At 67.9% G+C, this 21467-nt stretch carries 19 protein-coding genes; 16 read left to right on the forward strand and 3 right to left on the reverse strand.

The window, feature by feature from the left end; translation table 11 throughout:
- The first annotated feature begins 156 nt into the window (after window positions 1-156).
- From carA to ACWH49_RS21260, 4 genes are all read left to right on the forward strand, one after another.
- A complete protein-coding gene (gene carA, locus ACWH49_RS21245) occupies window positions 157-1341 on the forward strand; it encodes a glutamine-hydrolyzing carbamoyl-phosphate synthase small subunit (protein ID WP_448173273.1) in 1185 nt (394 codons plus the stop codon).
- Complete coding sequence (gene carB / locus ACWH49_RS21250) at window positions 1334-4588, forward strand: carbamoyl-phosphate synthase large subunit (protein ID WP_448173274.1); 3255 nt, start codon at window positions 1334-1336, stop codon at window positions 4586-4588. The genes carA and carB overlap by 8 nt, the downstream gene beginning before the upstream one ends.
- A 73-nt stretch (window positions 4589-4661) precedes the next feature.
- Window positions 4662-5138, forward strand: a complete 477-nt coding sequence (gene greA, locus ACWH49_RS21255; RefSeq protein ID WP_056468736.1) for a transcription elongation factor GreA — start codon at window positions 4662-4664, stop codon at window positions 5136-5138.
- Entirely contained in the window at window positions 5138-5596 is a 459-nt protein-coding gene (locus tag ACWH49_RS21260) for a DUF4149 domain-containing protein (protein WP_448173275.1), read from the forward strand. The genes greA and ACWH49_RS21260 overlap by 1 nt, the downstream gene beginning before the upstream one ends.
- Here ACWH49_RS21260 and ACWH49_RS21265 read toward each other — a convergent pair.
- On the reverse strand, window positions 5571-6047 hold the full coding sequence (locus tag ACWH49_RS21265; RefSeq protein WP_448173276.1) for a YhbY family RNA-binding protein: 477 nt from the start codon (window positions 6045-6047) through the stop codon (window positions 5571-5573). The genes ACWH49_RS21260 and ACWH49_RS21265 overlap by 26 nt on opposite strands.
- Window positions 6048-6067: 20 nt before the next feature.
- Here ACWH49_RS21265 and ACWH49_RS21270 point away from each other — a divergent pair, with 20 nt between their 5' ends.
- The 11 genes from ACWH49_RS21270 (at window position 6068) to phoR (ending at window position 17899) form a co-directional block, all read left to right on the forward strand.
- The gene (locus ACWH49_RS21270) at window positions 6068-6784 is read left to right on the forward strand and encodes an RlmE family RNA methyltransferase (RefSeq protein ID WP_448173277.1); all 717 of its coding nucleotides are present in this window, start codon (window positions 6068-6070) and stop codon (window positions 6782-6784) included.
- 153 nt (window positions 6785-6937) lie between these two features.
- Window positions 6938-8845: an ATP-dependent zinc metalloprotease FtsH gene (gene ftsH / locus ACWH49_RS21275; RefSeq protein ID WP_056468748.1), complete on the forward strand. Its 1908-nt coding sequence runs from the start codon at window positions 6938-6940 to the stop codon at window positions 8843-8845.
- Window positions 8846-8914: 69 nt separating this feature from the next.
- The gene (gene folP, locus ACWH49_RS21280; protein WP_448173278.1) at window positions 8915-9751 is read left to right on the forward strand and encodes a dihydropteroate synthase; all 837 of its coding nucleotides are present in this window, start codon (window positions 8915-8917) and stop codon (window positions 9749-9751) included.
- 37 nt (window positions 9752-9788) lie between these two features.
- Window positions 9789-11120 carry a phosphoglucosamine mutase gene (gene glmM, locus ACWH49_RS21285; RefSeq protein ID WP_448173279.1) on the forward strand — a complete coding sequence of 444 codons (1332 nt, stop codon included), beginning with the start codon at window positions 9789-9791 and terminating at the stop codon, window positions 11118-11120.
- A 128-nt stretch (window positions 11121-11248) separates the two neighbouring features.
- Complete coding sequence (pstS, locus tag ACWH49_RS21290; protein ID WP_448173280.1) at window positions 11249-12289, forward strand: phosphate ABC transporter substrate-binding protein PstS; 1041 nt, start codon at window positions 11249-11251, stop codon at window positions 12287-12289.
- A gap of 111 nt (window positions 12290-12400) precedes the next feature.
- Window positions 12401-13378: a phosphate ABC transporter permease PstC gene (gene pstC / locus ACWH49_RS21295; protein ID WP_056468757.1), complete on the forward strand. Its 978-nt coding sequence runs from the start codon at window positions 12401-12403 to the stop codon at window positions 13376-13378.
- Complete coding sequence (gene pstA, locus ACWH49_RS21300) at window positions 13375-14265, forward strand: phosphate ABC transporter permease PstA (protein WP_056468760.1); 891 nt, start codon at window positions 13375-13377, stop codon at window positions 14263-14265. Before pstC ends, pstA begins: the two co-directional genes overlap by 4 nt.
- Before the next feature lie 9 nt (window positions 14266-14274).
- Window positions 14275-15060 (forward strand): phosphate ABC transporter ATP-binding protein PstB, encoded by a 786-nt coding sequence (gene pstB / locus ACWH49_RS21305; RefSeq protein ID WP_056468763.1) that lies wholly within the window; start codon window positions 14275-14277, stop codon window positions 15058-15060.
- A gap of 19 nt (window positions 15061-15079) precedes the next feature.
- Window positions 15080-15787, forward strand: a complete 708-nt coding sequence (gene phoU / locus ACWH49_RS21310) for a phosphate signaling complex protein PhoU (protein ID WP_056468767.1) — start codon at window positions 15080-15082, stop codon at window positions 15785-15787.
- A gap of 11 nt (window positions 15788-15798) precedes the next feature.
- Window positions 15799-16536, forward strand: a complete 738-nt coding sequence (gene phoB, locus ACWH49_RS21315) for a phosphate regulon transcriptional regulator PhoB (RefSeq protein WP_448173281.1) — start codon at window positions 15799-15801, stop codon at window positions 16534-16536.
- A 16-nt stretch (window positions 16537-16552) separates the two neighbouring features.
- Window positions 16553-17899, forward strand: coding sequence for a phosphate regulon sensor histidine kinase PhoR (gene phoR, locus ACWH49_RS21320; protein WP_448173282.1), 1347 nt, complete (start codon window positions 16553-16555; stop codon window positions 17897-17899).
- Here phoR and ACWH49_RS21325 read toward each other — a convergent pair.
- Window positions 17880-18770, reverse strand: coding sequence for a LysR family transcriptional regulator (locus ACWH49_RS21325; RefSeq protein ID WP_448173283.1), 891 nt, complete (start codon window positions 18768-18770; stop codon window positions 17880-17882). The two genes, phoR and ACWH49_RS21325, sit on opposite strands and share 20 nt — an antisense overlap.
- A gap of 100 nt (window positions 18771-18870) precedes the next feature.
- On the opposite strand from ACWH49_RS21325, the gene ACWH49_RS21330 reads away from it, so the two are divergent.
- Window positions 18871-19740: an MBL fold metallo-hydrolase gene (locus ACWH49_RS21330; protein ID WP_448173284.1), complete on the forward strand. Its 870-nt coding sequence runs from the start codon at window positions 18871-18873 to the stop codon at window positions 19738-19740.
- A gap of 13 nt (window positions 19741-19753) precedes the next feature.
- Here the strand turns inward: ACWH49_RS21330 and ACWH49_RS21335 are convergent, their stop codons facing one another.
- Window positions 19754-21394 carry a hypothetical protein gene (locus ACWH49_RS21335; RefSeq protein ID WP_448173285.1) on the reverse strand — a complete coding sequence of 547 codons (1641 nt, stop codon included), beginning with the start codon at window positions 21392-21394 and terminating at the stop codon, window positions 19754-19756.
- Window positions 21395-21467 lie beyond the last annotated feature (73 nt).

Genomic DNA, 21467 nt, shown 5'->3' on the forward strand with positions numbered 1-21467 from the left:
CACCCGCCCAGCGAAAACCGTGCGGTTCCCAGAGGTGTTCCTCAGGAATTGCACCGGCACTCGCCAACGAAAACTCCTGCGGTTTTCTCGACTGTTCCACGCTTGACGAGCCCGGCTCGGAAGGCAGAGCTGGGCGCGCACAGAACGGAGAATCCGGTGCCCGCGCAACTGCTGTTCCCCCAAGCCCAGGCCGTCCTGGCACTCGCAGACGGCACGGTGTTCCGCGGCATCTCGGTCGGCGCCGCCGGCCACACGGTCGGCGAAGTGGTGTTCAACACCGCGATGAGCGGCTACCAGGAAATCCTGACCGACCCGAGCTACTGCCGCCAAATCGTCACGCTGACCTACCCGCACATCGGCAACTACGGCATCAGCGCGGAGGATGTCGAGGCCAAGAAGGTCTTCGCAGCGGGCCTGATCATCAAGGACCTGCCGCTGCGGGCGTCGAACTTCCGCAGCGACATGACGCTGGCGCAGTACCTCCAGCGCGAACGCACCGTCGCGATCGCGAACATCGACACCCGCCGCCTCACCCGCGTGCTGCGCACCCGCGGCGCGCAAAACGGGTGCATCCTCGCGTTGCCGCTCGGCGAGGCGATCACCCCGGCCCATGTCGACGACGCGATCGCGAAGGCCAAGGCGGCGCCGAGCATGAGCGGGCTCGATCTGGCCAAGGTGGTCAGCGAGACCGCGGCCTACGAGTGGACCGAGACCCAGTGGCAGCTGGGCGCCGGCTATGGCGCGCAGAAGTCGCCGCAGTTCCACGTCGTCGCCTACGACTACGGCGTCAAGCGCAACATCCTGCGCATGCTGGCCAGCCGCGGCTGCCGCGTCACCGTGGTGCCGGCGCAGACGCCCGCCGCCGCCGTGCTGGCGATGAAGCCGGACGGCATCTTCCTGAGCAACGGCCCCGGCGACCCGGAGCCCTGCGACTACGCGATCGCGGCGACCCGCGAGCTGATCGAGACCGGCATCCCGACCTTCGGCATCTGCCTGGGCCACCAGATCATGGCGCTGGCCTCGGGTGCGAAGACCTTCAAGATGAAGTTCGGCCACCACGGCGCGAACCACCCGGTCAAGGACCTGGACGATGGCCGCGTCAGCATCACCAGCCAGAACCACGGCTTCGCAGTCGACGAGAGCACGCTGCCCGCGAACCTGCGGCCCACGCACGTCTCGCTGTTCGACGGCACGCTGCAAGGGCTGATGCGCACCGACAAGCCGGCGTTCTGCTTCCAGGGCCACCCCGAAGCCTCGCCGGGGCCCCACGACATTTCCTACCTGTTCGACCGCTTCACGGCGTTGATGTCCGACAAGCAAGCGGAGAAGAAGAATGCCTAAGCGCTCAGACCTGAAGACCATCCTCATCATCGGCGCCGGCCCGATCATCATCGGCCAGGCCTGCGAGTTCGACTATTCGGGTGCGCAAGCCTGCAAGGCGCTGCGCGAAGAGGGCTACAAGGTCGTGCTGGTCAACAGCAACCCGGCGACGATCATGACCGACCCGGAGATGGCCGACGTCACCTACATCGAGCCGATCACCTGGCAGGTCGTCGAGAAGATCATCGCCAAGGAGCGCCCCGACGCGGTGCTGCCGACCATGGGCGGCCAGACCGCGCTGAACTGCGCGCTCGACCTGCACAAGCACGGCGTGCTGGCGAAATACGGCGTCGAGATGATCGGCGCCAACGAGCACGCGATCGAGAAGGCAGAGGACCGGCTGAAGTTCAAGGACGCGATGACCGGCATCGGCCTGGGCTCGGCGCGCTCCGGCATCGCGCACTCGATGGACGATGCGCTCGCGGTGCAGAAGCGCATCGCGATCGAGACCGGCGGCAACGGGTTCCCGATGGTGATCCGCCCGAGCTTCACGCTCGGCGGATCGGGCGGCGGCATCGCCTACAACCCGCAGGAGTTCGAGGAGATCTGCAAGCGCGGCCTCGACCTCTCGCCGACCAAGGAGCTGCTGATCGAGGAATCGCTGATCGGCTGGAAAGAGTACGAGATGGAAGTCGTCCGCGACAAGGCGGACAACTGCATCATCGTCTGCTCGATCGAGAACCTCGACCCGATGGGCATCCACACCGGCGACTCGATCACGGTGGCGCCGGCGCAGACGCTCTCCGACAAGGAATACCAGCTGCTGCGCAACGCCTCGATCGCGATCCTGCGCGAGATCGGCGTCGACACCGGTGGCTCGAACGTGCAGTTCTCGATCAACCCGAAGGACGGCCGGATGGTCGTGATCGAGATGAACCCGCGCGTCTCGCGCTCCTCGGCCCTGGCGTCCAAGGCAACGGGCTTTCCGATCGCCAAGGTCGCGGCCAAGCTGGCGGTCGGCTACACGCTCGACGAGCTGCGCAACGACATCACCGGTGGCGCGACACCCGCGTCGTTCGAGCCGTCGATCGACTATGTGGTCACGAAGATCCCGCGCTTCGCGTTCGAGAAGTTCCCGGCTGCCGACTCCAAGCTGACCACGCAGATGAAGTCGGTCGGCGAGGTGATGGCGATGGGCCGCACCTTCCAGGAAAGCTTCCAGAAGGCGCTGCGCGGCCTGGAGACCGGCATCGACGGCCTGAGCGAACGCAGCACCGACCGCGAGGAGATCGTCCAGGAAATCGGCGAGGCCGGCCCCGAGCGCATCCTGTACGTCGGTGACGCCTTCCGGATCGGCATGAGCCTGCAGGAAGTGTTCGAGGAAACGGCGATCGACCCGTGGTTCCTCGCCCAGATCGAGCAACTCGTGCAGCACGAGCAGGCGCTCGCCGGCCGCACGCTGGCCGACCTGTCGACCGACGAGTTGCGCTTCCTGAAGCAGAAGGGCTTTTCAGATCGCCGCCTCGCCAAGCTGCTCGGCACCCACCAGCATGAAGTGCGCAAGACCCGGCACGCGCTGAACGTGCGCCCGGTCTACAAGCGCGTCGACACCTGCGCCGCCGAGTTCGCGACGCAGACGGCCTACATGTACTCGACCTACGACGAGGAATGCGAGGCCGCGCCGACCGACCGCAAGAAGATCATGGTGCTCGGTGGCGGGCCGAACCGCATTGGCCAGGGCATCGAGTTCGACTACTGCTGCGTGCACGCCGCACTCGCGATGCGCGAGGACGGCTACGAGACCATCATGGTCAACTGCAACCCGGAGACCGTGTCGACCGACTACGACACCTCGGACCGCCTGTACTTCGAGCCGGTCACGCTCGAAGACGTGCTCGAGATCGTCGACAAGGAAAAGCCGGTCGGCGTGATCGTGCAGTACGGCGGCCAGACGCCGCTGAAGCTCGCGCTCGATCTGGAGCGCGCCGGCGTACCCATCGTCGGCACCACGCCCGACAGCATCGACATCGCCGAGGACCGCGAGCGCTTCCAGGCCCTGCTGCACGAGATCGGCCTGAAGCAGCCGCCGAACCGGACCGCGCGGACCGAGGAGGCCGCGCTGGCGCTCGCGCAGGAGATCGGCTACCCGCTGGTCGTGCGCCCCAGCTACGTGCTCGGCGGCCGCGCGATGGAGATCGTGCACGGCGACAAGGATCTGGAGCGCTACATGCGCGAGGCGGTGCGCGTCAGCGAGAAGTCGCCGGTGCTGCTGGACCGCTTCCTCGACGACGCGATCGAGGTCGATGTCGACTGCATCAGCGATGGTCGGGAGGTGATGATCGGCGGGATCATGGAGCACGTCGAGCAGGCCGGCATCCACTCCGGCGACTCGGCCTGCTCACTGCCGCCGTACTCGCTGCCGAAGGCGCTGCAGGACGAGATGCGCCGCCAGACCATCGCGATGGCGAAGGCGTTGCGCGTCGTCGGCCTGATGAACGTGCAGTTCGCGATCCAGGGCGAGGGCGACCAGGCGATCGTCTACGTGCTCGAAGTGAACCCGCGCGCCTCGCGCACCGTGCCGTTCGTGTCGAAGGCGACCGGCCAGCCGCTGGCGAAGATCGCGGCGCGCTGCATGGTCGGGCAGAGCCTGGCGAGCCAGAAGGACAAGGACGGCAAGGCGCCGCGCGAGGTGATCCCGCCCTACTTTTCGGTCAAGGAAGCGGTGTTCCCGTTCAACAAGTTCCCCGGCGTCGACCCGATCCTCGGGCCCGAGATGCGCTCGACCGGCGAGGTCATGGGGGCCGGGCGCACGTTCGGCGAAGCGATGCTGAAGAGCCAGCTCGGCGCGGGGTCGAAACTGCCGACCAGGGGCACCGTGTGCATCACCGTGAAGAACAGCGACAAGGCTCGCGCGGTCGTCGTCGCACGCGACTTGCACGCACTGGGCTTCGCCATCGTCGCGACCAAGGGCACGGCCGCGGCGATCGCCGCGGAAGGGGTGCCGGTCAAGGCGGTCAACAAGGTCAAGGACGGCCGCCCGCACATCGTCGACATGGTCAAGGCCGGCGAGATCCAGCTGGTCTTCACGACGGTGGACGAGACCCGTACCGCGATCGCCGACTCGCGCCACATCCGCCAGGCGGCGCTGGCCAACCGCGTCACCTACTACACCAGCATGGCCGGCTGCGAGGCCGCGGTGGAAGGCATGAAGCACGAAGACGACCTGGTCGTGTTGTCTCTCCAAGAGCTGCACCGCGAACTGCACTAAACTGGCGTTCATCCATTCCGCCGCCGGTGCGCCCGGCGGCGGACTCATTTTTGCCCCAGGGTTTCGATACATCATGGCCACCATCCCGCTGACCGTTCGCGGTGCCGAAAAGCTCAAGGAAGAACTCGCGCGCCTGAAAGGCGTCGAGCGTCACGCCGTCATCCAAGCCATCTCCGAGGCGCGGGCCCAGGGCGATCTGTCCGAAAACGCCGAGTACGAGGCCGCCAAGGACAAGCAGGGCTTCATCGAGGGCCGCATTCTCGAGATCGAGAGCAAGCTCGCGGCCGCGCAGATCATCGACCCGAAGACGCTGAACGCCGAAGGGCGCGTGGTGTTCGGGGCAACCGTCGACCTCGAGGACGAGGACAGCGGCGCCGCCGTGACCTACCAGATCGTCGGCGACGACGAGGCCGACCTGAAGAAGGGGCTGATCTCGATCAGCTCGCCGATCGCGCGAGCGCTGATCGGCAAGTCCTCGGGCGACGTGGCCGAAGTGCAGGCGCCGGGCGGCGTGCGGCACTACGAAATCATCGCCGTGCGCTACGCCTGATGCGTTTGGCGGCCCGGTTCGCGGCGTTGATCGCCGGCGTCTGGGCCGGCATCCTGGTGTGCATCGCCGCGATTGCGGCACCATCGGCCTTCGCCGTGCTGGCGCGGCCGGATGCGGGGCGTTTCGTCGGGCGCCTGTTCGAACAGGAGGCCTACCTGAGCCTGGCGCTCGCGGTCGTGCTGCTGGTCCTCGAGCGCAGCCGGCGCACCGGCGAATCCGGCGTGGCCGGGCAGCCCTCGCTGTTCACCGCCAGCCTGATGCTGCTGCTGGGCACGCTGTTCTGCACCGTTGCCGGGCACTTCGCGCTGCTGCCGATGATGGACGCGGCGCGGGCCGGGCAGGGCACTCTGTCGTTCGGCGCGCTGCACGGCATCTCGGCCGGCTTCTTCGCGCTGAAGGGGCTGCTGGTGCTCGCGCTGGCGTGGCGCCTGCTCAGGACGACTGCGACGACTTCTTGACGCTGGTCTTGCGCTTGGCGGCGCGCTTCAACTCGCCGCCGGCGGCGATGCGCATGTTGCCGGCCACGGTGATCTTCTTGACCTGGGCGCGGTGGTTGCCGCTCTTCGAGAACTTCAGGATCTTGACGATCCGCGGGCCGGAGCCGCGGCCCTCGCGCTCGACCTTCTCCTTCGGCGGCATCGGCCGCCACAGCACCAGCAGCTTGCCGATGTGCTGGATCGGCGCCGCGCCGAGCACGTCGGCCAGCGTCGTGAAGATGGTTTCGCGGGTCGCGCGCTCGTCCGAGAACACGCGTACCTTGATCAGGCCGTGGGCGTTCAGGGCCGCGTCCACTTCCTTCTCGACCGCCGGCGTCAGCCCGTCGGAACCAATCATCACCACCGGGTCGAGGTGATGGGCGGCGGCGCGGTGGTCCTTGCGCTGGGCGGGTGTCAGTTGGATCGCAGTCATCGCCCTATTATCTCTTCCAGATGAAAACCCAGACCAAAAGCAAGAAGGTGAACAAGCAGTGGTTGCACGACCACGTGAACGACACCTACGTCAAGCTGGCGCAGCGCGAGGGCTACCGCGCCCGCGCGGCGTACAAGCTGAAGGAGATCGACGAGGAGCTGCACCTGATCAAGCCGGGGCAACTGGTGGTCGACCTCGGCTCGGTGCCGGGTGCCTGGAGCCAGTACGTGCGGCGGCGATTCGCGCCGAAGGAGGTCGGCGCCGGTGGCGCGGCCGCCGGCGCGTTGAACGGCACGATCATCGCGATGGACGTGCTGCCGATGGAGCCGATCGAGGGCGTCACGTTCCTGCAGGGCGACATCCGCGAGGACGAGGTGCTGGCGCAGCTCGAGGCGCTGGTCGGCGGCCGGCCGGTCGACGTGGTCGTCTCCGACATGGCGCCCAATCTCTCCGGCATCGAAAGTGCCGACTCCGCCCGCATCTCCCACTTGGTGGAACTCGCGGTCGAATTCGCCCAGGCCCACCTGACGCCGCAGGGCGCGCTGGTCTGCAAGGTGTTCCACGGCAGCGGCTACAACGATCTGGTCCGGTTGTTCAAGAGCACGTTCCGGATCGTCAAGCCGGTCAAGCCGAAGGCGTCGCGGGACAAGTCCTCGGAGACCTTCCTGGTCGGGGTCGGGCTCAAGGTGCCGGCTCAAGGTCGATTTCCGAAGGCCGATATGGACGCCATGGGGTGATGTCCGCCCGGCGAACAGCCTGATACACGCCCGCCAGCCGGGGAGAATGAGTCGGGCTGCGGCCCTTGACTGGACTAAAATCGTCCACAAATGGCTGGAATGGCGGCTCGCGGAGCCCTGCCTCTGTGGTCATGCCCCAAAAATGGAGTCGCGGTGAACAATCAATGGTTCTCTAAAGTTGCGGTCTGGCTGGTCATCGCACTCGTGCTGTTCACGGTGTTCAAGCAGTTCGATCGAACCGCGGCCCAGGGCAGCGCGATGGGCTACTCGGAGTTCCTCGAGGAGGTCCGCGCCAAGCACATCAAGAGTGTCGTGCTGCAGGACGTGGGCGGCGGCAGCACCGAGATCCGCGCCAAGACCACCGACGACAAGGACGTGCGCACGACTGCCACGCAACTCGATCGTGGCCTGGTCGGCGACCTGATCAACAACAACGTCAAGTTCGACGTCAAGCAGCGCGAAGAACCGTCGCTGCTGCTGGGCATCCTCGCGTCGTGGGGCCCGATCCTGCTGCTGATCGGCGTGTGGATCTACTTCATGCGCCAGATGCAGGGCGGCGGCAAGGGCGGGGCGTTCAGCTTCGGCAAGAGCAAGGCCCGCATGCTGGACGAGGCCAACAACACGACCACCTTCGCCGACGTCGCCGGCTGCGACGAAGCCAAGGAAGAGGTCAAGGAACTGGTCGACTTCCTGAAGGACCCGCAGAAGTTCCAGAAGCTCGGCGGGCGCATCCCGCGTGGCGTGCTGCTGGTCGGCCCTCCGGGGACCGGCAAGACGCTGCTGGCCAAGGCGATCGCCGGTGAAGCCAAGGTGCCGTTCTTCTCGATCTCGGGTTCCGACTTCGTCGAGATGTTCGTCGGCGTCGGCGCGGCCCGCGTGCGCGACATGTTCGAGCAGGCCAAGAAGAGCGCCCCCTGCATCATCTTCGTCGACGAAATCGACGCGGTCGGCCGCCACCGCGGTGCCGGCCTGGGCGGCGGCAACGACGAACGCGAGCAGACGCTGAACCAGATGCTGGTCGAGATGGACGGCTTCGAGACCAACCTCGGCGTGATCGTGATGGCCGCGACCAACCGGCCGGACATCCTCGACCCGGCGCTGCTGCGGCCGGGCCGATTCGACCGCCAGGTCTACGTGACGCTGCCCGACGTGCGCGGCCGCGAGCAGATCCTCAACGTGCACATGCGCAAGGTGCCGGTCGGTCAGGACATCCGCGCGGACATCCTCGCGCGCGGCACGCCAGGCTTCTCGGGTGCCGATCTGGCCAACTTGGTCAACGAGGCCGCGCTGTTCGCAGCGCGCCGCAGCGGCCGGGTCGTCGAGATGAACGACTTCGAGAAGGCCAAGGACAAGATCATGATGGGGCCGGAGCGCAAGTCCATGATCATGGCCGAGGAGGAGCGCAAGAACACCGCGTACCACGAGTCGGGCCACGCGCTGGTGGCGCGCCTGATGCCGAAGGCCGATCCGGTGCACAAGGTCACCGTGATCCCGCGCGGCCGGGCGTTGGGCGTGACGATGCAGTTGCCCGAAGGCGACCGCTACAGCACCGACAAGATCCGCATGCTCAGCACGATCGCGATCCTGTTCGGCGGCCGCATCGCCGAAGAGGTGTTCATGGGCGAGATGACCACCGGTGCGAGCAACGACTTCGAGCGCGCCACCCACATCGCCCGCGACATGGTCACCCGCTACGGCATGACCGACGCACTGGGCACGATGGTCTACGCCGAGAACGAGGGCGAGGTGTTCCTGGGCCGTTCGGTCACCAAGACCACGACGATGAGCGAGCAGACGATGCAGGCCGTGGACCGCGAGATCCGCCGCATCATCGACGAGCAGTACGGCGTCGCACGCAAGCTGATCGAGGACAACAAGGACAAGATGCACGCGATGGCGAACGCGCTGCTCGAGTACGAGACGATCGACACCGAGCAGATCGACGACATCATGGAAGGCCGCCCGCCGCGTCCGCCGAAGGACTGGACGCCGTCGATGAGCAAGACGGTGCCGCCGACGCAACCTCCGGCGGCCCCGGGCACGGCGACCGCCACGGCCTGATCGGCGAACGCGACTAGCAGACACGGGGCTTCGGCCCCGTTTCTCATAATGAATCAGGATCGACCGGTGATGACGTTCTGGCAGACCACCCGCTACCGCATCGACCTGGCGCGCCCGCAGGTCATGGGCATCGTCAACGTGACGCCCGATTCCTTCTCCGACGGCGGCGCGCATGCCAGCACGGCAGCGGCGATCGCGCATTGCCGGCAGTTGCTCGACGAAGGGGCGGACATCCTGGACATCGGCGGCGAGTCGACGCGGCCGGGCTCGCACCCGGTCTCGGTGGACGAGGAACTGGCGCGCGTGCTGCCGGTGCTCGACGCCGCGCTCGCGCTCGGCTGCCCCGTCTCGGTCGACACCAGCAAGGCCGCGGTGATGGCCGCGGTGCTGGCCCGCGGCGCCGACATCATCAACGACATCAGCGCCCTGCAGGCGCCGGGCGCGCTCGACGCGGTCGCCGCGCACCCGAGCTGCGGCGTCTGCCTGATGCACATGCGCGGTACGCCCGAGTCGATGCAACTCCGCCCGCAGTACGCCGACGTGGTCGAGGAGGTTGCGGCCTTCCTGCGCGAGCGCATGGCGGCGCTTCAGGGGCGCGGCATCGCCGCAGAACGCATCACGCTCGATCCCGGCATCGGCTTCGGCAAGAGCGTCGCGCACAACCTTGACCTCCTCCGACGGCAGCGCGAACTGCTGGCCCTCGGCCGGCCGTTGCTGGTCGGGTGGTCGCGCAAGTCGACGCTTGGCGCGATCACCGGGCGTGACGTGGGCCAGCGCGTGACGGCGAGCGTCGTCGCGGCGCTGGCGGCCGTGCAGTCGGGTGCGGCGATCGTGCGCGTGCACGACGTGGCAGCCACCGTCGATGCGCTGAAGGTCTGGCGGGCCGCCGGCCTGGCGCGCGGATAATCCGCGCTCCGGGAGCGAGACAAGAGCAGGCAGACCCATGACGAGCAGAGCATTCTTCGGCACCGACGGCATCCGTGGCACGGTCGGCCAGGCGCCCATCACGGCCGACTTCATGCTGCGCCTGGGCCATGCCGTCGGCCGCGTGCTGAAGGCCAGCGAGGCGCGGCCCACCGTGCTGATCGGCAAGGACACGCGCATCTCCGGCTACATGATCGAATCGGCGCTCGAAGCCGGCTTCGCCTCGGCCGGCGTCGACGTGCTGCTGACGGGCCCGCTGCCCACGCCGGGCGTCGCCTACATGACGCGCGCACTGCGCCTGAGCCTCGGCGTGGTGATCAGTGCGTCGCACAACCCGTTCGGCGACAACGGCATCAAGTTTTTCTCGGCCCGCGGCGAGAAGCTGCCGGACGCGTGGGAGCAGCAGGTCGAAGCGGCACTGGAACAGCCCCCGCAATGGGTCGATTCGGCGAACCTCGGCAAGGCCAAGCGAATCGACGACGCGCGCGGCCGCTACATCGAATTCTGCAAGGGCACGTTCAGCAGCGAACTGTCGCTGAAGGGTCTGAAGATCGTCGTCGACGCGGCCAACGGTGCGGCCTATCACGTCGCGCCGGACGTCTTTCACGAGCTTGGCGCTGAAGTCGTCGCGATCGGCTGCAGCCCGAACGGCACCAACATCAACGCCGGCTTCGGCGCCACCTCCCCGGCGGCGCTGGTCGCGGCGGTCCAGGCGCAAGGGGCCGACTACGGCGTGGCACTCGATGGCGATGCCGACCGGCTCCAGCTGGTGGATCGGGCCGGCCGCCTCTACAACGGCGACGAGCTGTTGTATCTGATGGTGACCGACCGCCTGGCCCAGGGCCTGCCGGTCCCGGGCGCCGTCGGCACGCTGATGACCAACATGGCGGTCGAGATGGCGCTGCGCGAACACGGCGTGGCCTTCGTCCGCGCCAAGGTCGGCGACCGTTACGTTCTCGAGGAACTGGTGGCGCGCGGCTGGCAACTCGGTGGCGAGGGCTCGGGTCACTTGCTGGCGCTCGACAAGCACACGACCGGTGACGGCATCGTCAGCGCGCTGATGGTGTTGCAGGCGGTGTCTCGCAGTGGCCGCGCGCTGGCCGAACTGCTGGCTGACGTCACGCTGTTCCCGCAGACCTTGATCAATGTCCGGCTGCAGCCGGGCACCGACTGGGCCTCGAACCCGCGCCTGGCCCAGGAGCAGGCCGCCGTCAGCGGCGAGCTCGGCAACGCCGGGCGCGTGCTGATCCGGCCGTCCGGCACCGAGCCGCTGGTCCGTGTGATGGTCGAGGCACGCGACGCCGCACTCGCGCAACGAAGCGCCGAGCGCATTGCCGACACCCTGCGCTGACCCTGAAAGACGCAGCGACGCCCGGTAAAGCACGTTTGTGACAGGCGCTTCGCGGCGCTGTCACGGAGCTGTCACACGGCGCTCATAGAGTTCACGGCATCGATCCATCACCGCAGAAAGGTGTGCCCGTGAAGCTCTTCAAGATTCGTACCTCCCTCCTGATCGCCGCGTTCGGCGTCGCCAGTTCCGCGGTTTTCGCGCAAGACGTGACCGGGGCCGGCGCGTCGTTCCCGGCGCCGGTGTATGCCAAGTGGGCCGATGCCTACAACAAGGCCACCGGTGCGCGCATCAACTACCAGTCGGTCGGCTCCGGCGCCGGCATGAAGCAGATCGTCGCCAAGACGGTCGACTTCGGTGCGTCGGACGCACCCTTGAAGGACGAGGAACTGGCCAAGGACGGCCTGATCCAGTTCCCGATGGTCATCGGCGGCGTCGTGCCGGTCGTCAACATCAAGGGCATCGCCCCGGGCCAGCTGAAGCTCAACGGCCAGGTGCTGGGCGACATCTATCTCGGCAAGATCACCAAGTGGAACGACCCGGCGATCACCGCGCTGAACGCCGGCGTCGCGCTGCCGGATGCCGCGATCGCGCCGGTTCGCCGGGCCGACGGTTCGGGCACCACGTTCAACTTCACGAACTACCTGTCCAAGGTCAACGCCGAGTGGAAGGCCAAGGTCGGCGAGGGCACGGCCGTGAACTGGCCGACCGGTGCGGGCGGCAAGGGCAACGAGGGCGTCTCCGCCTTCGTGCAGCGCCTGCCGAACTCGATCGGCTATGTCGAGTACGCGTACGCCAAGCAGAACAAGATGTCGTTCACGCTGCTGCAGAACCAAGCCGGCACGTTCGTCGCGCCGGACGACGACACGTTCAAGGCGGCTGCCGCGAACGCCGACTGGAACAAGTCGTTCTACCAGGTGCTGACCGGCCAGCCGGGCAAGGATTCGTGGCCGATCACGGCCGCCACCTTCATCATGATGCACAAGGTGCAGGACAAGCCGGTCAACGCCACCAACGCGCTCAAGTTCTTCAGCTGGGCTTACACCGACGGCGACAAGATGGCCGCTGACCTCGACTACGTGCCGATGCCTGATTCCGTCAAGGTGCTGGTGCGCAAGCTCTGGGCCGACAGCATCAAGGACGCCTCGGGCAAGACCGTCGCCGCGAAGTAAGGGACTAACCCTCGAAGGCCGCGCGGTGCGCGGCCTTGCCGTGTCCGATCGAATCGAGGAAGCAACGTGGCCGCTACACTCCCCGCGACACCGTACAACGAGCCGCTGAAGATGGACCGTACCCGCTCGTCAGGCCGCCCGCCGGCACCGCGGCGCGCGGCTCCGTGGGCCGACACCCTGTTCTCGATCCTCGCCCATGGCGCGGCGTGGGTGACGCTGCTGCTCCTTGCGGGAATCATCGTCTCGCTGGTCATCGGCGCGGCGCCGGCGATCAAGGAATACGGCCTGTCGTTCCTCTGGACCAGCGACTGGGATCCGGTGCAGAACAAGTACGGCGGCCTGGTGATGATCTACGGCACGCTGATGACCTCGCTGATCGCGCTGGTCATCGCGGTGCCGGTCAGCTTCGGCATCGCGCTGTTCCTGACCGAGCTCTCGCCGGCCTGGCTCAAGCGCCCGCTCGGCACCGCGATCGAACTGCTCGCCGCGATCCCGTCGATCGTCTATGGCATGTGGGGCCTGCTGGTGTTCAGCCCGCTGCTGTCCGAATACGTGCAGCAGCCGCTGCAAGCCGTGTTCAGCGGCGTGCCGTACATCGGCGCGCTGTTTTCAGGGCCGCCGGTGGGCATCGGTCTGCTCTCCGCCGGCATCATCCTGGCGATCATGATCATCCCGTTCATCGCCTCGGTCATGCGCGACGTGTTCGAGGTCACGCCGCCGTTGCTGAAGGAATCGGCCTACGGGCTCGGTTCGACGACCTGGGAGGTGATGTTCAAGGTCGTGCTGCCGTACACCAAGACCGGTGTGGTCGGCGGCATCATGCTCGGCCTCGGGCGCGCCCTCGGCGAGACGATGGCGGTCACGTTCGTGATCGGCAACCAGAACCAGCTGAACTCGGCGTCGTTGTTCGAAGCGGCCAACTCGATCACCTCGGCCCTGGCGAACGAATTCGCCGAGGCCGGCGCCGGCCTGCACCAGGCCTCGCTGATCTACCTCGGGCTGGTGCTGTTCTTCATCACCTTCGTCGTGCTGGCCTGCTCGAAGCTGCTGCTGTCACAACTCAAGAAGAGCGAAGGGGCACGCGCATGAACACGTTGACCACCCCGGCGCCGCGCGACACGGCGCTGCACGCCGCGCGCATCGGCAAGTACCAGCGCCGCAAGCGCGTCAACGCGATCGCGTTGACGCTCTCGCTCGCGGCAATGGCCTTCGGGCTGGTATGGCTGCTGTGGATCCTGATCGAGACCGTGCGGCTCGGCCTGGGCGGGCTGACGCTGTCACTGTTCACCGAGATGACGCCGCCGCCGCAATCGGACACCGGCGGCCTGGCGAACGCGATCTTCGGCTCGGTCACGATGGTGTCGCTCGCGACGCTGCTGGGCACGCCGATCGGCATCCTGGCCGGCATCTACCTGGCCGAGTACGGACAGAAGACCTGGCTCGGCAGCGTGACCCGCTTCATCAACGACATCCTGCTGGCCGCGCCGTCCATTGTGATCGGCCTGTTCATCTACTCGGTCGTCGTCGCGCGCATGAAGAGCTTCTCCGGCTGGGCCGGGGTGCTCGCGCTCGCGCTGATCGTGATCCCGGTGGTGATCCGCACGACCGAGAACATGCTGTCGCTGATTCCGAACGCGCTGCGCGAGGCGGCCTATGCGCTCGGCACGCCGAAGTGGCGGGTCATCATGACCGTGACGCTGAAGTCGGCCCGCGCCGGCGTGCTGACCGGCATCCTGCTGGCGCTGGCGCGGATCGCCGGAGAAACCGCGCCGCTGCTGTTCACTGCCCTGTCGAACCAGTTCTGGACCAGCGACCTCGGCTCGCCGATGGCGAGCTTGCCGGTCACGATCTTCAAGTTCGCGATGAGCCCGTACGAGAACTGGCAGAAGCTGGCGTGGGCCGGCGTGTTCCTGATCACGATCGGCGTGCTGGTGCTGAACATCCTGGCGCGCACGTTCCTGCGCAACAAACACTGAGGCCATCCCATGGACATCAAGGTCAACTTGCCCGTCACCGAGAAGCCCAAGCTCTCCGTGCGCAACCTGAACTTCTACTATGGCAGCTTCCAGGCGCTGAAGAACATCAACCTGGACATCCCCGAGCACAAGGTGACCGCATTCATCGGGCCGTCGGGCTGCGGCAAATCGACGCTGCTGCGCACCTTCAACCGGATGTTCGAGCTGTACCCCGACCAGCGCGCCGAGGGCGAGATCCTGATCGACGGCGAGAACATCCTGACCTCGAAGGATGACGTCTCGCTGATCCGCGCCAAGGTCGGCATGGTGTTCCAGAAGCCGACCCCGTTCCCGATGTCGATCTACGACAACATCGCGTTCGGCGTGAAGCTGTTCGAGACCTTGCCGCGCATCGAGATGGACGAGCGCGTCGAGTGGGCGCTGAAGAAGGCCGCGCTCTGGAACGAGGTGAAGGACAAGCTGAACCAGAGCGGTTCGGGCCTGTCCGGCGGCCAGCAGCAGCGCCTGTGCATCGCACGCGGCATCGCGATCAAGCCCGAGGTGCTGCTGCTCGACGAGCCGTGCTCGGCGCTGGATCCGATCTCGACCGGCAAGATCGAGGAGCTGATCCACGAACTGAAGAGCGACTACACCGTCGTGATCGTCACGCACAACATGCAGCAGGCGGCGCGCTCGTCGGACTACACGGCCTACATGTACCTCGGCGACCTGATCGAGTTCGGCCCGACCAACGAGGTCTTCATGAAGCCGAAGAAGAAGGACACCGAGGACTACATCACCGGGCGCTTCGGTTGAAGCGCCAAGGAGACTTCACATGAGCGACAAACACCTCTCGACCCAGTTCGATGCCGAACTCAGCGGCATCTCCACGCGCGTGCTCGAAATGGGTGGCATGGTCGAATCCCAGGTCGCGCGTTCGGTCTACGCGCTGACCAACTTCAGCGCCGAGATCGCTTCCGAAGTGCTGGCGACCGAAGAACGCGTGAACCAGACCGAGATGGAGATCGACCGCGACCTCTCGACCATCATCGCCCGGCGCCAGCCCACCGCGCGCGACCTGCGCCTGCTGATCGCGATCTCGAAGACGATCGCCAACCTCGAGCGGGTCGGCGACGAGGCGGCACGAATCGCACGCACGGTGCAACGGCTGCTCAACAGCGGCGTCTCGAGCCGTCTGCGGCTGCCGGTGAAGGACCTCGCGTACGAATCGGAGCTGGCGGTCTCGCAGCTGCGCAAGGCGCTCGACGCGTTCGCGCGTCTCGACGTGGACAAGGCCGTCGAGGTGCTCAAGCAGGACGACCTGATCGACCAGGAGTTCGAGGGCCTGATGCGCAAGCTGATCACCTTCATGATGGAGGACCCGCGCACGATCTCGTCGAGCATCGACCTGGTCTTCGTCGCCAAGGCGATCGAGCGCGTCGGCGACCACGCGAAGAACCTGGCGGAGCAGATCATCTACATCGTCAAGGGCACCGACGTGCGCCACAACTCGGTGGGCGACGTGGAATCCCTGGTTCGTTGAAAGTCCACGCCATGAGCCGCATCCTCGTCGTCGAAGACGAATCCGCGATCGCCGAACTGATCTCGATCAACCTGCGACACGCCGGGTTCGAGGTCACCATTGCCGCCACCGCCGAGCAGGCGCAGGCCGCGGTCGATGGCGTCTTGCCGGACCTGATCATCCTCGACTGGATGCTTCCCGGGCAGTCGGGCCTGGCACTGGCCAAGCGCTGGCGCAGCGAGGCGCGCACGCGCGAGCTGCCGGTCATCATGCTCACCGCGCGCGCCGACGAGGCCGACAAGATCCAGGGCCTGGACGCCGGGGCCGACGACTACCTCACCAAGCCGTTCTCGACCAACGAGTTGATGGCCCGCATCCGCGCGGTGCTGCGCCGCAAGGCGCCGGAAGCGCTGGACAGCGTGGTCGCCGTCGGTCCGCTGAAGATCGACCCGGCGACGCGCCGCGTCAGCGGCGAGCTGAACGGCGAGCCGCGCGAAGTCAAGGTGGGTGCGACCGAGTTCCGCCTGCTGCACTTCTTCATGACCCATCCGGAGCGCGTGCACAGCCGCGCGCAGCTGCTCGACCGGGTCTGGGGCGACCATGTGTTCATCGAGGAGCGCACCGTCGACGTCCACGTCAAGCGCTTGCGCGAGGCGCTCGGCCCGGTGCAGTGTGCGCCGATGATCGAGACGGTGCGCGGTGCCGGCTACCGCCTGACCCAGCAGGGCGCGGCCGGCGCGACCGGCGCGGCTGCCGCGCTGTCGGCTTGATTCGACTGTCCGCGCGATGACCTGGTTGCTGCCGCGGCTGGTCGCGGTGCTGATCGCCACGGTGCTCGGCGGCGTCGCCGGGCTGATGATCCCGGGGCACTCGGTCCCGCTGTTCGGCGCGCTGCTCGGGTTCGCGTTCGCGCTCGGCGTGATCGGGGTGCGCGACACCCTGAACGGCTACCGCCTGATCACCTGGCTGCGCGGCTCGCAGGAGACGCAGGCGCCGCGCGACGCCGGCCTGTGGGGCGAGCTCGGCTACCGCATCGAACGCTCGATCCGCCAGCGCGAGCAGTCGGCGGTGGCCGAGCGGGTGCGGCTCACCCAGTTCCTCTCCGCGATCGAGGCCTCGCCGAACGGCGTGATGCTGCTCGACGCCGGCGACCAGATCGACTGGTGCAACTCGCTCGCCGCCGACCACTTCGGGCTGGACCCGCAGCGCGATCGGCGCCAGCGCGTGACGAACCTGGTGCGCGCGCCGGCCTTCGTCGCCTACTTGCAAGGCGGTCGCTTCGACGAGCCGATCCGCATGCCCGACCCGCGCGGCCGCCGCACGCTCTCGGTGCTGGTGCGCGGCTACGGCGAGGGCCTGCGGATCGTGCTCTCGCAGGACATCACCGAACGGGAGAACTCCGACGCGATGCGCCGCGACTTCGTCGCCAACGTCTCGCACGAGATCCGCACGCCGCTGACGGTGCTGGCCGGCTTCATCGAGACGATGACGAACCTGCCGCTGACCGAGGTCGAGCGCAAGCGCGTGCTGGTGCTGATGACGCAGCAGGCCGACCGCATGGGCACGCTGGTCAGTGATCTGCTGACGCTGGCGCAGCTCGAAGGCAGTCCGCGCCCGCATGCCGATCGCTGGGTCGCGCTCGGGCCGCTGCTGGCGCAGGTGGCGGCCGACGCGGCCGTGCTCTCCGCCGGCCGCCACACGCTGAAGTTCCCGACGCCATCGGTCGAAGCGCAGATCGCCGGCGCGCAAACCGAGTTGCTCAGCGCGATCACCAACCTGGTTAACAACGCGGTGCGCTACACCCCGGAGGGCGGGCGCGTCGAGCTGAGCTGGCGCGTGCTGGCCGATGGCTCGGGCGAGATCGCGGTCATCGATACCGGCCTGGGCATCGCGCGCGAGCACATTCCGCGCCTCACAGAGCGCTTCTACCGGGTCGACGGCAGCCGTTCGCGTGACACGGGTGGCACCGGGCTTGGGCTGTCGATCGTCAAGCACGTCGCGCAGCGGCATGGCGGCGAGCTGCACATCCAGAGCGAGGTTGGGCAGGGCTCGACCTTTCGGCTGGTGTTCCCGGCGGCGCGCGTGCGTGCGGCCGTGGCGCCAGTGGCCGCGCTCACCATGGCGGCGAACTGAAACGTTCGACCAGGAAGTCGAGCAGGGCGCGTACGGCCGGCGAGAGGTGCCGGCGCGACGCATAGAGCGCGTAGATCGTCATCGGAGGCAGGCGCCAGTCCGCCAGCACCACCTGCAATTCGCCGCGGGCCACCGCGGCGTTCGCGAGGTAGGTGGGCAGCAGCGCGATGCCGCCGCCGGCGAGCGCGGCATGCAGCACCACGGTCGACTCGTTCGCGGTGCAGTGGCTGCTGACATCGACGTCGAGCGCCTGCGCGTCGCGCGACAGCGTCCAGGTGCTCTTGCCGAAATGGGTGTGGCTCAGGCACCGATGCGCCGCGAGCTCGGCCGGCTGCTGCGGCGTGCCGCGCAGCGCGAGGTAGGTCGGCGCCGCCACCAGCACGGAATCGCACGGCGCGAGCGGGCGGGCGATCAGCAGCGGCGCCGGGTCGCGGCTGATGCGGATCGCCAGGTCGATGCGGGCCTCGACCAGATCGAGCGCGCTGTCGCCGACGTTCAGGTCGATCCTCAGCCTCGGATGCAGCGCCAGGAACGCGGCGATCGCGGCTGCGAGGTGGGCGTGGGCGAAGGACATGCTGCAGGTCAGGCGCAACTGGCCGCGCAAGGTGTCGGCGCCGGCCGCGGTTTCCTCCTCGACGGTGGCGGCCAGTTCGAGCATCTGCTGGCTGCGGCGCAGCGCCTGCTCGCCGGCATCGGTGAGCGTCACGCGGCGCGTGGTCCGGTGCAGCAGGCGCGCCTGCAGCCAGTCCTCCATCTCGGCGACATGGCGCGTGACCATCGCGCGCGACATCTCGAGCTTGTCCGCGGTCGCGGTGAAGCTGCCACTGAGCGCGACTTCGCAGAACACCCGCATCGCGGTGAGTCGGTCCATATTCGATCGGATTTCGAAACAGATCTGCCCGGATTTTGCCGTTTATTGATTCAGAAAGTGAAATCAAACTGCTGTCATCGCAACTTGATCGAGAGATCCCATGATCCGCACCACGCTTTCCGCCGCGACCCTGCTGTTCGCCCTGGGGACCACCGCCGCCGGCGCCGCCCAGCCGCTCCAGCTGACGGTCTACACGGCCGGGCCGACCAGCTTCAACGTCGATTCCGCGCTGGTCTATGGCGCCAAGGAGGCCCTGGTGATCGATGCGGGCTTCAGCCGCGCCGACGCGCTGCGCATCGCCGCCAACGTGCTGGACAGCGGCAGGCAGCTCAAGACGATCTACGTCAGCCAGGCCGACCCGGACTACTACTTCGGCGTCGAGGTGTTGAAGGAGTTCTTCCCCGACGCCGAGGTGGTCGCCACGCCGGCCGTGCTCGCCAAGCTCAGCGCCAAGCACGCCGGAAAGGTCGCTTTCTGGAGCCCGAAAATGGGCGCGAACGCGCCGCGCAAGCCGGTGCTGCCGAAGGCGCTGGAGGGCCGCACGCTGACGGTCGATGGCGAGACCATCGAGATCCGCGGCACGACCGGCCTGCTGGCGCACCGCCCGTATGCGTGGATTCCGTCGCTTCGCGCGATCGTCGGCAACATCGCGGTGTTCGGTCAGTTGCACGTGTGGACCGCGGACACGCGCGCACCGGCCGAGCGCGCTGCCTGGGTCGCACAGCTGGACGAGATGGCCGCGCTGCAGCCCGCGATCGTCGTGCCCGGCCACATGGTGCCCGGCACGAAGACCGATGCCACGGCGATCGCGTTCACGAAGGACTACCTGCTGACCTTCGAGAAGAACCTGGCGACGGCACCCAACGGCGCGGCGCTGATCGATGCGATGACCCGCGCCTATCCGTCGGCCGGCGGCGCGCTCTCGCTCGATATCGGCGCCAAGGTCAACAAGGGCGAGATGCCCTGGTAGGCAACGCGTCGCCTCAGCGGTTCGCCGTTGCGGCGGGCCGGGTCGCGGCGCGGCGGTAGATCGCGGTGATCTCGTCCTCGCTGGTGTTGCGTCGCTCGCGGGCAAGCAGCGTCCAGTTTGCGCCCGGCGCCGCCGGGCGCGCACGCGTTTCCGTCAGCAACAGGTAGTCGCAGCGGGTCGCTTCGGGCGTTTCCCGCGCATCGACCCGGTAGCCGCCGAGGTGCTCCAGCGCGACGAGCTGGGCACGCGCCATGTTCGGCGCCGCGACGCAGGCGGAGGTCGGCACGCGGTGCGCGATGCGCTGGATCAACGAGCGGTAGCTGCGGGCCTGATCGAGCGGCGCGAGCAGCAACGTCATCACCAGCAGCCAGCAGAGCGAGACGCCGCTGGCCGGCAGCACCAGGCTCTTCCACAGCGGATGCCGGTTGCGCCCGGTGCGCCATTTGACAAGCCACAGCCAGGCCAGCGTTCCGGTCGCGGCCAGGGCCAGCGTCACCACGGAGAAGCTGGGCACGTACCCCGGCGCGACGCGCTCGATGCTGGCCGCCGCCTTGGCCGGCACGCCGGTCTGGATCGCGACGTAGTACAGCCAGATCGCCGCCGCGGCGAGGGTGAAGAAGCAGACCGAGAACCAGTCGATCGCCGCCGCAGTGCTGCGCTGCAGCGTGGGCAGTGCGAACGCGGCGAGCACGGCCAGCGGCGGCAGACCGAGCATCAGTGCACGTTCCGACCCGCCCATCGCGAGGCACGCGATCAGGCTGACGAGCACGCCGATCAGCGGGATCGCGATGTGCCGGTCCGACAGGTGGCCACGCCAGCGCCACAGCGTCCACAGCGCGAGCGGCCAGGCCGGCCACGTGAACCAGGCGAGCAGCCGCAGGATCTCCCAGACGCCCGCGAGCGACCAGGCGCCGCCGCCGATTCGCCACGCCCAGGCGCCGAGCGCCAGCGCGGCGCCTGCCGACAGCACGGTGGCCGCCGCGACCCACGGCACGAAGCGTCGCGCCGGCTCGTAACCCGAGGCGCGGCACACGAATCCGCCGGCGACACCGAGCGCCACCGCGATCGCCGGCGCGCCGCTGGCCGCGAGCGCGGGCAGGGCGACCAGCACCGCCACGCGCGCCGCGAGCACGCGGAACGGGCTCGCGGCGAGCGCGTAGACGAACAGCGCCACGCTGGCCAGCTGCGCCAGCTCCGGCGTGGTCTCGTGCCCCAGCTGCAGCAGACCGAGCGACGCGATCAGCGCCAGCAGCGCGCCGTCGGCGATCGCGCGCGCGTAGTCGATCGGGTTCGCCTCGCCGCCGAACGCGAAGGGCAGCGGCTGTGCTGCCTCGGTGCGTGCGAGGTGGTAGGTGCTGTACCAGGTCAGCACCAGCACCAGCACGAGCAGCAACGCGAACGGAATGCGCGCGGCCAGGGCCGGCTCGACCCACGGGCCAAGCACCTTGATGAAGCCGGCACCGATCCAATACGGCAGCAGGGCGGCGTCGGCCGGCAGGCCGCCGACCGTCGGCGCGAGCCAGCCGGTGCGGCCCTGCGCGATGTTGACCATGTAGCCGAACGCTGTGATGTCGGCGCTCTTCCACGGGTCCCGCCCGAACACGCCGGGGATCACGTAGGCCGCGCAGAACAGCAGCAGGGCCAGGCGCGGCATGCGCTGTGCGGCGCGTTGGGTGACGAGGGCAGGGTTCGGCGAGTTCAAGGCGCGAATGATGCAGCAACTCGGG

The sequence above is a fragment of the Rhizobacter fulvus genome (genome assembly GCF_964020785.1).